The sequence below is a fragment of the Halomonas sp. BC04 genome (assembly GCF_000568385.1).
This window is the reverse complement of sequence record NZ_AZQX01000356.1, coordinates 1-13141: the sequence shown is the minus strand read 5'-3', so window position 1 is coordinate 13141 and position 13141 is coordinate 1. Positions and strand designations below refer to the sequence as shown.

Genomic DNA, 13141 nt, shown 5'->3' with positions numbered 1-13141 from the left:
ATTCGCAGCGGCCGGCGGCCCAGCGCGCCGCCGAGGCACGCTACATCGACGACTGGACGCGGCGGGTCGAGGACTACGGCAACCGGGTCCACCCGGCCCCCCGCCACCTGGAGGGACAGCTGCGCATCCGCGTGGTCATCGGACGAGATGGTCAGCTCCGTCAGGCGGAGGTGGTACAATCGTCAGGACATACCGAACTCGACCAGGCGGCACTGGATACCGTCCATGGCGCGGGCCCCTACCGGCCCTTCGACAGCGGCATGGGAGAGCTCGACAGCCTCTCCATTACCCGGGTCTGGCGGTTCGGACAAGGCAATCATTTCGGCGTGCGGTAGGACCCTGTCACGAGTAGGGCCTGCCGTCCGGGAGTCACATGCAACCTGTGCAAAGCTTAGGCTTGAAACACCATTTCCTGATGGCAATGCCCCACCTGGAAGATCCGAATTTTGCCGGTTCTCTCAGCTACCTGTGTGACCATGATGAGAACGGCACCATGGGCGTGATCGTCAATCGTCCGTTGGATATCAGCCTGGACGCCCTTTTCGAGCAGTTGGAGCTGGAGGCGGACGAGAGCCCGCACCGCAACGCACCGGTCTACTATGGTGGACCCACGCACAAGGATCGCGGCTTCATCCTGCATCGTGGTTCCAGTGAAGGTTGGGACTCCAGCATTCAGGTGGACAGCGATATTGCCATGACCACCTCCATGGATATCCTGCTGGCGCTGGCGGCCGGTCGCGGTCCGAAGGATTTCCTCGTCTGTCTGGGCTGTGCCGGCTGGGAAGCGGGGCAGCTGGAGGCCGAACTGCTCGACAATGCCTGGCTGACCGTGGAAGGGCGTGCCGACATTATCTTCGAGGTGCCGCCGGAGCAGCGCCTGACCGCCGCCGCCGGCATTCTCGGCGTGGATCTCAACCTGATGTCGCGGGAAGCCGGGCATTCGTGACATTCGCGTTGCAACTGCCTGCACTCGGTCATGCCGTGTTGCCCGCTCTATCTGACCTTCGTTCGTCGCGTTGCCGCATCGAATGTCGGGCCGAGGAGGGGCTATGTCCGGCAAGCGCCTGATCCTGGCCTTCGACTTCGGTACCCGTCGCATCGGCGTGGCGGTGGGCAATGAGATAATCGCCAGCGCCCGCCCGCTCGACCCGCTGCCGGCACGGGATGGCATTCCCGACTGGAACGTCGTCACGCGCCTGGTGGAGGCGTGGCAGCCAGACCTGTTCGTGGTCGGCCTGCCGCTGAACATGGATGGCACCGAATCGGCGATGAGCACCCGGGCGCGCAAGTTCGGCAAGCGGCTCTACGGTCGCTACGGCAAGCCCTGCGAGATGGTTGACGAACGCGGCTCTACCCGGGAGGCCAAGGCCATCGCTCGCGAGGCGGGACATCTGCGCGATCGCGACAAGAGTTACCGCGACGACGGTGTCGACGGCATCGCGGCGGTATTGATACTCGAAAGCTGGTTCGCCCGCCTGGAAGGGCTGCCCTGAAAGGCAACGTTGCCGTTCGGAGAGAAGGCGCATGGCCAAGGTAGAGACGCTCGACAATCGCCGTTTTCTGGTCGGGGCGGCCATCGGCACCGGCATGACCGCCAAGGCCGCTGCTCAGGGGGGCGCGGATTTTCTCCTCGCGCTCAATGCCGGGCGCCTGCGGGTACTGGGTGGGCCGTCGATCTCCTGCATGTTGCCGCTGGCCGATAACAACCGCGCGGTCATGGACTTTTCCCGCGCCGAGATACTCACGCGTGTCACGCTTCCCGTCTACTTCGGTGCCTGTGTCTTCGACCCGGCTTGTGACCTGGACGCCTTGGTGCGGCAGGTGCGCCGTGCAGGCTTCCAGGGTATCTGCAACTTTCCGACGGTGGTGCACTTCGACGGCCCGATGCGGGCCTGTCTGGAGCGGGCCGGTGTAGGGCTCGAACGAGAGGTGGCACTGATGCGCCGGGCCCGGGCGGCCGGCCTGCAGACCTGCGCCTATGTGCGTCAGCTCGACGAGGCCCTGGCCATGGCCGAAGCCGGCGTCGAACTGCTGTGCATCAACTATGGCTGGAATGCCGGGGGTGTCGGCGGCATACCCAGCCGCTATAGTCTCGACGAAGCCGCGGAGCACGCCCGGACGGTGTTCGATGCGGTGCGTCAACGTCATCCCGGTTTGCTGTGTGCCGTCGAAGGCGGCCCTATCACCACCCCCGATGAGGCCCAGAAAGTGGCGGAAATCTCCGGTGCCAACGGCTATATCGGCGGCTCGACGATTGACCGGATACCACTGGAGGCAGCGGTGGCGGAAACCACCTCGGCCTACAAGGCCGTGGCCCAGCTGCAGAGCCACATCCATAGCCTGAAGAGCGAGTGGCTGGGGGATGGTCACGAGTTCGGGCTGATCGGTCGCTCGGCCGCCATCACCGAGGTGGTGCAGATGATCCGCAAGGTGGCGGAGAGCGATATCACGGTGCTGGTGACGGGCGAGAACGGTACCGGCAAAGAGCTCGTGGCCCGTGCCATTCATCTGAGCAGCCGACGACGGCACCAGCGCATGGTGGCAGTCAACTGCGCGGCGATACCCCGAGATCTGCTGGAAAGCGAGCTGTTCGGCCATGAGGCGGGGGCCTTCACCGGCGCCTTGAAGACGCGGATCGGACGCTTCGAGCAGGCCCACGGCACTACCCTGATGCTGGACGAGATCGGCGACCTGGAGCTCGCGCTCCAGGCCAAGCTGCTGCGGGTACTGGAGGATGGCAGCTTCGAGCGGCTTGGCAGCAATGAGCCGCGCTTCACGGACGCACGGCTGATCTGTGCCAGCAATCGTGCCTTGCGCCGCATGGTGGCCGAGGGCGAGTTTCGTGAAGACCTCTTCTATCGCTTGAATGCGATGGAGATCCCCCTGCCGCCCTTGCGTGAGCGCATCGAGGACATTCCGCTGCTGGTGCGTCATCTGCTGCCGCGTATTGCCGGGGAGATGAACCCACGGATACGCGAGATGGATGCCTCGGCCTACCGCGCCTGATGCAGCACCATTGGCCGGGCAATGTTCGCGAGCTGCGCAACGTGCTGGAGCGTGCCGTGGTGATGTGCGAGCGTGAGGTGGTCTCGGTAAGGGACTTGCCTATCCTGCATGCCAAACCGCCGGGCGAAAGGGGGGGGCGGCCCCGGCTATCGGCTCACGCCGGCGAGGCGTCCTGGCAGGCCCCCCCCAGCAGCGGGACACTGCCGGAGACCGAACGGGAATGGATACTCGATGCTCTGCGGCGCAACCGTTTTCGCCGCCAGGAAACGGCGGCGGAGCTGGGACTGGCTCGCAAGACGCTCTACAACAAGATGCGACATTACGGCTTGTTATAGCGCGCCCCCACTTGGGGATGGCATATCACGACCTCAGCCACCGGATGCAGGGCGGCCGTGATCTCGGCCACGCCGTCATGTTCGTAGCACCACACCGCCTTGCCCTCTGCCTCGATCCCCTTCGCCAATGCCAGGAGCACCTTTTGCTCCTCCACCCGTGAGGCTTCAGTGGTCGCCGACAGGCCGGCAGCAATCATCAGCTGCGAGGGCCTGGCGGCCAGTGCCAGCGGCATCTGTGCCGTCTGGGAAACGATTGCCAGGGTCTCGAAGCCGTGCTTTCGCGCCTGCGTCAGGAAAGCCATCTCCTCCCGGTACCCCAGCCCTGAATGCGTGAGTGCTTCCGCCAGTTCGCCACTGAGCAGAGCGGTGGAAGGCCAGTTCGCCACGCGCCTGCACCCCAGTCTGGTCAGCATCTCGAGCAGGTCATCGGCGAGCCGGAAGGGGTCGTTGGCCAGCACACCGGCATAAGTCTGTTCGGGTAAAGGGGGGCTGTTGCGCAGTGCTTCGAGCAATTCACCATTGGCATCGCCGATGGGAAGACTGCTGCAAAGGTCGGCCAGCGAGGCCGGCAGGCGGGCGGTCATGGGGCTCAGCAGGCAGGGGCCGCTGTGGTGATGCCGGGCTTCCTCGAGGCTGGCCACCAAGCGTCCGATTTTGCCGCTGAAGGGTTGCGTCATGGTATTTCCCAGTGTGTCAATTCGGGTAAAACAGGGTAATTGATTACCCGATAATACCCCCTTAGTGAACCCCGCGTGCCGCGAACCCCCGTGATACGGCGGTTCGTCAACCTGGCACGCTTACTGCAACACTCTGCATAACAAGAAGGCTGCTGCGAAACGACGGCGGCCCGGAAGTGGAGACACGCCATGGGCTTCAAAGCTTACATTATTGGTACCTGCGATACGAAAGCCGCCGAGCTGCGCTATGTACGCGGCCTGTTGCAGGCGGCGGGCCTGGACACTGTGGTCGTCGACGTGGGCACTCGCGGTGGAGATCACGGTACGGCGGATATTCGCGCCGTGGATGTGGCAGCCAGCCACCCTGATGGCCCCCAGGAGGTCTTCGTCAACGACCGTGGCCGTGCGGTGGCGGCCATGGCCGAAGCGCTGAGAGGGCTGCTTGCCAGTCGCTCCGACATCGGCGGCGTCATCGGTCTTGGGGGGTCGGGCGGTACGGCACTGATTACCCCCGCCATGCGCGATCTGGATGTGGGCGTGCCCAAGGTAATGGTGTCCACGGTGGCGTCCGGCAATGTGGCACCCTATGTCGGTCCCAGCGATATCGCCATGATCTATTCGGTCACCGATGTGGCGGGTATCAATCGCATCTCCCGTCGCGTTCTCGGCAATGCGGCCAATGCGCTTGCCGGCATGATGCAGGGCCATATCCCCGAGGTAAACGACGCCAAGCCGGCGATCGGGCTGAGCATGTTCGGCGTGACAACCGACTGCGTCGGCCAGGTGACTCGGGTGCTGGAAGCGGACTATGACTGCCTGGTATTTCATGCCACTGGCACCGGCGGTCAGTCCATGGAAAAGCTCGCCGATAGCGGCATGATCACGGGCCTGCTCGATATCACCACCACCGAAATCTGCGATCTGCTCATGGGCGGAGTCTTCAGCGCTGGCGAGGAGCGCCTGGATGTCGTCGCTCGTACCGGGGTGCCCTTTGTGGGCTCCTGCGGAGCCCTGGACATGGTCAATTTCGGCGGTCCGGACACGATTCCCGAGCGTTATCGCCAGCGGCTGTTCTACGAGCACAACCCGCAAGTCACGCTGATGCGCACCACCCCCGAAGAGAATGCCCGCATGGGTCGCTGGATCGGCGAGAAGCTCAATCGCTGCTTCGGGCCGGTGCGTTTCCTGTTGCCTGAAGGCGGCGTCTCCCTGCTTGATGCGCCCGGTCAGCCCTTCCATGACCCCGAGGCGGATGCCGCCCTGTTCGAGGCGCTGGAAGCGACCGTGGAACAGACGCCGCAGCGCCAGTTGATCCGTTACCCCTTCAATATCAATGATCCTGAATTTTCCGCCGCCCTGGTCGAGCACTTCCGGGTGGTAATGGCTGCTGACCAGAGGAGGTCACATTGAAAAAGTGGAATCGAGAGGCGCTGGTGGCGCACTTCCAGGCCATGGTGTTGCGCAACGAGCCCATCGTCGGCGGCGGTGCGGGCACGGGCCTTTCTGCCAAGTGTGAAGAGGCCGGCGGTATCGACCTGATCGTCATCTACAACTCGGGACGCTACCGCATGGCGGGGCGAGGCTCCCTGGCCGGCATCATGCCTTACGGCAACGCCAACGAGATCGTCAAGGAGATGGCCCGAGAAGTGTTGCCGGTCACCCAGAAGACCCCGGTGCTGGCAGGCGTCTGCGGTACCGATCCCTTTGTCTTCATGGAGCCCTTCCTGGCCGAGCTCAAGGCGATGGGCTTTGCCGGGGTGCAGAACTTTCCCACCGTGGGCCTGATCGATGGCACCTTCCGCGCCAACCTGGAAGAGACCGGCATGAGCTATGCGCTGGAAGTGGAGATGATCCGCCAGGCGCGGCAGGCGGGACTGCTCACGACCCCCTACGTGTTCAGCGCCGAGGATGCCCGTGCCATGACCGAGGCCGGTGCCGATATCATCGTCTGCCATATGGGCCTGACCACCGGTGGCAGTATCGGTGCCGAGACTGCCATGAGCCTGGATGACTGCGTGGAAGCCATCAACGACTGGGCGGCGGCGGCCAGGGAGGTGCGCGAGGACATCATTGTGCTCTGCCACGGTGGCCCCATCGCCGACCCCCAGGATGCCGAATATGTGCTCAGTCATTGCCCGCAGTGCCACGGCTTCTATGGCGCATCGAGCATGGAGCGACTGCCCACCGAGCGTGCCCTGACCGAGCAGACGCGGGCCTTCAAGAACCTTCGCCGAGGCTGAGCCACGATGCTGAACAACGACAACAAGCACGGGCTGGCGCGGACATTTCTGCGGGAGGTGGCTCGATGAGCACCTTCTATTTCCTGGTACTCAACGGCCTGACCATGGCGGCGCTGCTGTTCATCATGGCCAGCGGCCTGACCCTGCCTTCGGCCTGATGCGGGTGGTCAACCTGGCCCACGGTGCCTTTTATCTGCTGGGGGGCTACGTCGGGGTGCAGGTGATCCGTGATACCGGCAGCCTGACGCTGGGGCTGCTGGCCGGCGGCGCCGTCGCCTGATAGTCGGCCTGCTGATGGAGCGCTTTCTGCTGCAGCGGGTGCGAGGCATGGATCTCTCCGAGGCGCTGCTGACCATCGCCGTGGGGCTGATCATTGCCGACGCCCTGCTGGTGGTCTACGGGGGCCAGCCGGTGAGCCTGCCGCTGCCGCGCGAGCTGCGGGCGCCAGTGGACCTCGGGGTGATGATGTACCCCTACTTCCGGGTCTTGATCATGGTCTTTGCAGTGCTGCTGGGGGTCGCCCTGTGGCTGGTGATGACCTATACCCGCATCGGGGCGGCCATCCGAGCAGGGGTCGACGACCGCGAAACCGCCATGTCACAGGGCATTAACGTTCCGCTGCTGTTCGGTGGCGTGTTCGCCGTGGCCAGCTTCCTGGCCGGCATCGCCGGGGTGGTCGGCACCTCCTACATGTCACTGACTCAGGGTCTTGATGTGCGGGTGCTGATGCTCTCGCTGGTGGTGATCATCATCGGCGGCATGGGCTCGCTCAAGGGGGCGGCAGTGGGTGCGCTGATCACCGGCATGGTGTCGAGCTTCGCCACCGGCTACCTGCCCCAGTTCGCGCTCTTCTTCCTGTTTCTACCCATGACCCTGATCCTGGTCTTTCGTCCCCAGGGCCTGTTCGGGAGGACGGCATGAAACGCGAACACCTGCTTATCCTGTTTATCGTCGTCGCCCTGGTGGCCTGGCCACTGGTGATGGGCAACTATGCGGTCTCCCAGGCCAACCGGGCCATGATCTACGCCCTGGCGGCACTGAGCTTCTCGCTGCTGGCGGGCCGGCTGGGTTGGTTCTCGTTGTGCCAGACCACCTTCGCCGGCATCAGCGGCTATACCATCGCCATCCTCGGCGTGCGCTATGGCCTGCCCTTTCCGCTGGTCGTGGTGCTGGCGCTGCTGCTGACCACGTTGAGTGCGGTGGTCTTCGGCCTGCTCACCGTGCGTTCGCGCAAGGTCAGCTTCCTGATGCTGACCCTGGCGCTAGGCCAGATGGTGTGGGCGCTATCCTTCCAGTGGGTCGACGTCACCGGTGGCTATAACGGCATCGCCGGGGTGCGCATGCCGGTCTATGGCGGCCTCGACCTCAACGACACCCGCGTCTTCTACGCCCTGGTGACCACGGTCACGGTGACGATCTTTCTCGCCGTGTGGCGACTCTACCGCTCGCCCTTCGGCCTGCTGCTGCTGGGGATACAGGAGAACGAGCAGCGGATGCGCGCCCTCGGCCATCCGGTCTCCCTGGCACGCTTCACCGCCTTCGTCATGGCCGGGGCCATCGCCGGGGTGGCGGGGGTCTTCCTGGTCTATGACATGGGCATCATGTCGCCCTCGCCACTGGGCCTGGGGCACGCCGTCTGGGTGCTGACCGCCGCGGTGCTGGGGGGCTATCGCAGCCTGCTGGGCCCCGCCCTGGGGGTGGCCATCCTGATAGCCCTGGAAACACTGGTTGCTCAGTACACCGACCGTCACATGATGGTGATCGGTCTGGTCCTGCTGCTCTCGATTCTGCTGATGCCCCGCGGGCTGGCAGACGTACTTGAGCGGCGTTTCAAGCGTAGGACGAAGCCACAGGCTTCCGTGACAACAACAACTCGAGGAGAAGAGCCATGAAGTACGCCAAGACACTCATTGTAGGCGGTGTATCGGCCCTGACAGTAGGGGCCGGCATTACCCATCTCCATGCCGATGAGACCATTCGCATCGGGGTGATCGGCCCCACCACCGGGGTATTCTCCTTCTTCGGCGAACAGCAGCGCATGGGCGTAGAGCTGGCCCAGGAGGAGCTTGCCGACCGGCTGCAAGCGCTCAATATCGAGGTCACGTTCTATGACTCCCAGGGCGATGCGGAGACCACCGTGGATCGGCTGCGGGCCATGGAATCCCGTGACGATGTCGACCTGGTGGTCGGCCCGGTGCTGGGCGGTACCGGCCTGGCCGGGCTGGAGTGGGCCAAGGGCTCCGGTATGCCGACGGTGATCTCCTACTCGGCGCCGGAGGACATCACCATGCGTGATCGCGCCGACAACGTGGTACGTGCCGGCTGGACCGGCGCCCAGCCGATGTTCGCCTTCGGCGAATATGTCGCCGAGGAGCTCGGCCACCAGCGCATCGTCATGGTGGGGCAGGACTACTCCTTCCCCTACAACCAGCTGGGCGGTTTCCTCAAGGGCTTCTGTGCTGCCGGTGGTGAATCGGTAGAGCGTATCTGGCACCCCACCGGCACGTCGGACTACAGCTCCATTCTGGCAACTCTGCCGGATGGCGATGCGGTGCTCTACAACGGCGCGGGCAGTGACGGCCTGGCGTTCTTCCAGCAGTACCACGACTTCGGCATCGACGCGCGCATGCCGCTGCTGGGCGGCTCCAACTTCTTTGCCGTGGGCGATCTGCCGCAAATGGGCGAGCAGGCCATCGGTGGGCTTTCGGCCCTGCAATATGCCGAAGGGTTGGAGACGGATAACTTCGTGGCGTTCCGCGATGCCTTCTGGGCGATGCATGGCGATGATGTCATGCCTCTGGCACCGGCCGAGCACGGCTACGTGGCCTTCAAGATGGCCGTAAACGCCTTCGAGAGTGCCGGTGGCAGCGATCGAGAGGCGGTGATTGCCGCGCTGCGCGAGACCGAGATGCCGGATGCTCCGCGTGGCCCCTTCCACCTCGACGAGTACGGCAACCCGGTGCAGAACATCTACATCAATGAGGTTCAGGAAGTGGATGGGCGTCTGGTCAACGTGCCGATCAAGACCTACGAGAACGTCAGCCAGTTCGGACCCTTCGATGCTGAGGAGTACCTGGCCGGGGAACCCGACAGCCGCGACTTCCCGCCAGGCAACTGCTCGGACCCCTACTATGACTGAAGCACAGCCCATGGTTAGCCCGGCGCCGGCGTTGGAGGTCGCCGGCCTGGCCAAGTCATTCGGCTCGCTGCTGGTGGCCAGCGACGTCCATCTGCGGGTGGACGTCGGTGAGCGGCGTGGGCTGATCGGCGTGAATGGCGCCGGCAAGACCACGCTGTTCAACATGATCGCCGGCGAACTTAAGCCCGACCGCGGTTCGATCGGCTTCTTCGGCGACGATATCACCCGCGACTCGGTCATCCAGCGCACCCTCAAGGGGCTCGGTCGGACCTATCAGGTGTCGACGCTGGTGCCCACGGTCACGGTCAGGGAAAACCTGGCTCTGGCCCGTGGCAATGGAAGATTGCCTTCGCTGTGGCAGCCTGGGAGTCGCGCCTGGATGACGAGCTGATGGCCACCGCCGACCAGTTGGGGCTTGCTCCGGTGCTCGACGAAACGGTATCCAGCCTTTCGTACGGCACCCTGCGACAGCTGGAGCTCGCCATGGTCATGGCCCAGAAGCCTCGGCTGCTGCTCCTCGACGAGCCGGCTGCCGGCCTGTCGCGAGCCGAGCGTCAGGTGCTGCAAGGCATCTTGCGCGACCTGCCGCAAGACGTGACCCTGCTGATGATCGAACATGACATGGAGATGGTGCTGGCGCTGAGCGATCGGATATCCGTGCTGCACCAGGGCCGGATGTTTGCGGAGGGCAGCCCCGATGAGATTGCTGCCCATGACGGCGTAAGAGATATCTATCTGGGGCGTGCCAATGGCTGACACAATCATTCGGGTCGAGAACCTCGATGCGCATTATGGACTGGGGCATGCGCTCCAGAGCCTCAACCTCAGCGTGGGCAAGGAGTGCGTCGCGGTGATGGGACGCAACGGGGTGGGGAAGACCACCCTGGCGCGAGCGATGATGGGGCTTAATCCGCCCCAGGCACAGGGCTCTGTGGAGCTGCTCGGCCAGCAGGTGCTTGGTTGGTCGCCCCACCGTATCGCCCACTTGGGCGTCGGCTACGTGCCCCAGGGGCGCCGGCTCTTCCCGTCACTCAGCGTCGATGAGCACCTGCAGCTGAATTCCCGCAAGGGGCCTGCCGGGCAGCGCTGGTCGGCGAGCCGAGTCTTCGAGCTGTTTCCCTCCCTGGGACGGCGGCGGCGCGCTTACGGAGACCAGATCTCCGGGGGCGAGCGCTCCATGCTGGCCATCGGCCGGGCACTGGTGACCAATCCGGGCTGTCTGATTCTTGACGAGCCGACGGAAGGCCTGGCACCGGCCGTGGTCGAGGATGTTGCGCTGAGCCTGAAGGCTCTGAGCCGCGAGGGGGTGGCGGTTCTGCTGATCGAACAGAACGTCAAGGCTGCCGTGCTGGCGGCCGATCGCGCCTATTTCATGTCGGAGGGCCAGATCGTCCACGAAACCGCAGACGGTGAATCCATGTCCGATGAAGCGACCTTGAGTCGCTATCTCGGCGTCTCGGTCTAAGCATTGCTGTCATCAAAGAGTGCCCCGGTCGTTAGGTCAGGGCACTCTTTTCATCAATCGACTATCAATGGCTGGTTAGCGTCTGGTTCTTGCCGCTAATGTCTCAGGTTGTCAGCACCCGTTCCTCGTCGTAGTGAGCAGCGATGTCGTTGACCGAGATGCAGGTGTACTTGATGACGAAGAAGGCCAGGGTGGCGGGGCAGGAGAAGCTCTCCTCGAACTGTTCGACATGGGCGCCGCGGCCACGGGTGACGCTGGCCCGGTAGGTGTCGCCAGCCTTGGTCAGCTTGACCTTGGCCTGGCTGTCGGCCTCCTGCTTCTCCAGCACCAGCTCCTGCTGCTTGGCCAGCAGTTCGTCGAGCATCTTGCCGCCTTCGCGCTCCTCAGGCGTCGCCCAGACCTCCTGGTCCCGATTGCCATACTGGTAGAGCATGATGATCGGCAGGACAGAGAAGATGGCGCCGCTCAGCACCCAGGTCAGCTCGCCACCGGAGAGTCCCCCGACAAATACGGCCAGCAGCTGTACGACGATACCGACGGCGAGCAGGCCGGCAAGGGGCCGCCACATGCGCGGATTGAGGAAGGGCTTGCCGAGGGTGTGACCCCAGAGCCCCGTCGCCACCAGGATGCCCACGCCGGTAGAGATCAGGGCCCACAGCGGCCCCCCGCCTACCACCAGGGCAATGGCTCCCAACAGCACCAGCAGGCTGTAGAACGCCGCCAGCAGTATGTACGCGCGATGCAGATTCATGCGTAACGTCTCCTTGTTTCGGGTTGCCGGCCGGCAACGCCTGTTATTGTCGTCGAACGCTTGGCGAATAGCTGTACCTGGCGCCAGCTGTCTCGTCATGGGGTTGCAGCGCCTCGGCTGCCCTTAGCTTCGCATATTCCTCGGCTGCGATCAGCATAGCGCTGACCAACGCTGCGCACATCGGGCTAGCGCTGGGGGTCGTCCACCCCGACCCGCTCGGGCACGAACCAGCGGACCGGCCGCAGGTCTTTCTCGATCAGTTCCTCGACCTGCAGCAGGGTGGCGAAGATCGCCATGCGCATGGGAATGCCATTGTCGGTCTGGCGAAAGATCGCCAGCCGCGGATCGCCGTTGAGGTCGACATTGAGGTCGTTGGCGCCAGGTCGGCTGTCCCGGGGCAGCGGGTGCATGACGATGGTGGTGTCGTTGCAGCGTGCATCGAGAAAGTCCCGGCCGACGCTGAAATCCTGCGAGACGCCCGCGAAGCTCTCGCTCATCTCCTCGGTGAAGCGCTCCTTCTGGATGCGGGTGGTGTAGACCACGTCCAGGTCGGAGAAGTCGCTGGCCAGGCTGTCGCGCTGCTCCACCCGGTGGCCCCGGGAGACGACCCGGTCGATCACATGACTCGGCATCTCCAGGCCCGGCGGCGAAACCAGGGTGATGCGCATGGGATCGTAGAGCGACAGCAGCTTGATCAGCGAGTGGACGGTACGCCCATACTTCAGGTCGCCGGTCAGCAGGATGTGGGCCCCGGCCAGCTTCTTGCCCAGACGGGCGAACTCCTTGTCGATGGTATAGAGATCGAGCAGCGCCTGGCTGGGGTGCTCGCCGGGGCCGTCGCCACCGTTGATCACCGGCACATGGGTGGCGGCGGCGAACTCGGCCACCGACCCCTGATCCGGGTGGCGCATGACGATGGCGTCGCAATAGCCGCTCATCACCCGGCTGGTGTCGTAGAGCGACTCCCCCTTGGCCATGGAGGAAAAGGTGAAGCCGGTGGTATCGCAGACGCTGCCGCCCAGCCGACAGAAGGCGGCGTTGAAGCTGACCCGGGTCCGGGTGCTGGCCTCGAAGAAGAGATTGCCGAGCACGGCCCCCTCCAGCACCCGAGTGACCTGGCGGCGGCTGGCGATGGGCTCCATGCGCGCGGCGACCCGCAGCAGGTGATCGACGCGATCGCGGGACAGTGAATCGACGGACAGCAGGTGGGAACTCATTGCAGGCCTCGGGTTGGCGACGGGAATGGCCGTAGTGTAACCCTCCCTGCCGCACGCTTCACGGGCGATGTCGATGAATACGAGGGCTACTGGCCGATCAGTTCCGCGAGGTGACGGGCATGGGTGATCACCTCATGGCTCGCCCGCTCGGTATCCAGGTCGTCCATGGCCACCACGCCGATGCACGCCTCCACGCCGGCGCGGAACTGGGGGGTGGCGATGGGGCTGGCCACGCCCACGGCGCCGCGCTGTAACTGGCCACGGGTCAGGCTATAACCGTCGCTGCGGGCCTGGCGCACCGCTTCGCTGTC

Annotated in this window: 17 protein-coding genes and 1 pseudogene; 14 read left to right on the top strand and 4 right to left on the bottom strand. The window is 64.5% G+C overall.

The window, feature by feature from the left end:
- The 5 genes from Q427_RS23980 to Q427_RS29390 all read left to right on the top strand — a co-directional run.
- Positions 1-335, top strand: a 335-nt coding sequence (locus Q427_RS23980; RefSeq protein ID WP_155833678.1) for an energy transducer TonB, incomplete at its 5' end; no start/stop codon positions are given.
- Positions 336-373: 38 nt separating this feature from the next.
- Positions 374-946, top strand: coding sequence for a YqgE/AlgH family protein (locus tag Q427_RS23975; protein WP_442905564.1), 573 nt, complete (start codon positions 374-376; stop codon positions 944-946).
- Positions 947-1049: 103 nt separating this feature from the next.
- Positions 1050-1493 carry a Holliday junction resolvase RuvX gene (gene ruvX / locus Q427_RS23970; protein ID WP_043517803.1) on the top strand — a complete coding sequence of 148 codons (444 nt, stop codon included), beginning with the start codon at positions 1050-1052 and terminating at the stop codon, positions 1491-1493.
- Positions 1494-1524: 31 nt separating this feature from the next.
- Positions 1525-3006, top strand: a complete 1482-nt coding sequence (locus Q427_RS23965; protein ID WP_051496654.1) for a phosphoenolpyruvate hydrolase family protein — start codon at positions 1525-1527, stop codon at positions 3004-3006.
- Positions 3006-3341, top strand: a complete 336-nt coding sequence (locus tag Q427_RS29390; protein WP_051496653.1) for a helix-turn-helix domain-containing protein — start codon at positions 3006-3008, stop codon at positions 3339-3341. Before Q427_RS23965 ends, Q427_RS29390 begins: the two co-directional genes overlap by 1 nt.
- Here the strand turns inward: Q427_RS29390 and Q427_RS29385 are convergent.
- Positions 3326-4018, bottom strand: a complete 693-nt coding sequence (locus Q427_RS29385; protein ID WP_051496652.1) for a phosphoenolpyruvate hydrolase family protein — start codon at positions 4016-4018, stop codon at positions 3326-3328. The two genes, Q427_RS29390 and Q427_RS29385, sit on opposite strands and share 16 nt — an antisense overlap.
- Before the next feature lie 189 nt (positions 4019-4207).
- Here Q427_RS29385 and Q427_RS23955 point away from each other — a divergent pair, with 189 nt between their 5' ends.
- The 9 genes from Q427_RS23955 (at position 4208) to Q427_RS23925 (ending at position 10862) form a co-directional block, all read left to right on the top strand.
- Positions 4208-5428, top strand: a complete 1221-nt coding sequence (locus Q427_RS23955) for a Tm-1-like ATP-binding domain-containing protein (protein WP_043517802.1) — start codon at positions 4208-4210, stop codon at positions 5426-5428.
- Positions 5425-6258, top strand: coding sequence for a phosphoenolpyruvate hydrolase family protein (locus Q427_RS23950; RefSeq protein ID WP_043517801.1), 834 nt, complete (start codon positions 5425-5427; stop codon positions 6256-6258). The genes Q427_RS23955 and Q427_RS23950 overlap by 4 nt, the downstream gene beginning before the upstream one ends.
- Before the next feature lie 157 nt (positions 6259-6415).
- On the top strand, positions 6416-6538 hold the full coding sequence (locus Q427_RS35700) for a hypothetical protein (RefSeq protein ID WP_269321310.1): 123 nt from the start codon (positions 6416-6418) through the stop codon (positions 6536-6538).
- Positions 6539-6552: 14 nt separating this feature from the next.
- Complete coding sequence (locus tag Q427_RS23945; RefSeq protein ID WP_051496651.1) at positions 6553-7179, top strand: branched-chain amino acid ABC transporter permease; 627 nt, start codon at positions 6553-6555, stop codon at positions 7177-7179.
- A complete protein-coding gene (locus Q427_RS23940; protein ID WP_043517800.1) occupies positions 7176-8150 on the top strand; it encodes a branched-chain amino acid ABC transporter permease in 975 nt (324 codons plus the stop codon). The genes Q427_RS23945 and Q427_RS23940 overlap by 4 nt, the downstream gene beginning before the upstream one ends.
- Positions 8147-9397, top strand: a complete 1251-nt coding sequence (locus tag Q427_RS23935) for an ABC transporter substrate-binding protein (RefSeq protein ID WP_043517799.1) — start codon at positions 8147-8149, stop codon at positions 9395-9397. The genes Q427_RS23940 and Q427_RS23935 overlap by 4 nt, the downstream gene beginning before the upstream one ends.
- The gene (locus Q427_RS32750; RefSeq protein ID WP_197030804.1) at positions 9390-9788 is read left to right on the top strand and encodes an ATP-binding cassette domain-containing protein; all 399 of its coding nucleotides are present in this window, start codon (positions 9390-9392) and stop codon (positions 9786-9788) included. The genes Q427_RS23935 and Q427_RS32750 overlap by 8 nt, the downstream gene beginning before the upstream one ends.
- On the top strand, positions 9788-10153 hold the full coding sequence (locus Q427_RS30630; RefSeq protein ID WP_231613890.1) for an ATP-binding cassette domain-containing protein: 366 nt from the start codon (positions 9788-9790) through the stop codon (positions 10151-10153). Before Q427_RS32750 ends, Q427_RS30630 begins: the two co-directional genes overlap by 1 nt.
- Positions 10146-10862, top strand: coding sequence for an ABC transporter ATP-binding protein (locus tag Q427_RS23925; RefSeq protein WP_043517798.1), 717 nt, complete (start codon positions 10146-10148; stop codon positions 10860-10862). Before Q427_RS30630 ends, Q427_RS23925 begins: the two co-directional genes overlap by 8 nt.
- Positions 10863-10965: 103 nt before the next feature.
- Here Q427_RS23925 and Q427_RS23920 read toward each other — a convergent pair whose 3' ends face one another.
- The 3 genes and pseudogenes from Q427_RS23920 to Q427_RS32745 form a co-directional block, all read right to left on the bottom strand.
- The gene (locus tag Q427_RS23920) at positions 10966-11613 is read right to left on the bottom strand and encodes a hypothetical protein (protein WP_043517796.1); all 648 of its coding nucleotides are present in this window, start codon (positions 11611-11613) and stop codon (positions 10966-10968) included.
- A 185-nt stretch (positions 11614-11798) separates the two neighbouring features.
- Positions 11799-12830 (bottom strand): aspartate carbamoyltransferase, encoded by a 1032-nt coding sequence (gene pyrB / locus Q427_RS23915; RefSeq protein ID WP_043517794.1) that lies wholly within the window; start codon positions 12828-12830, stop codon positions 11799-11801.
- Between the two features lie 86 nt (positions 12831-12916).
- Positions 12917-13141: pseudogene (locus tag Q427_RS32745) on the bottom strand (IclR family transcriptional regulator); the annotation flags it as partial.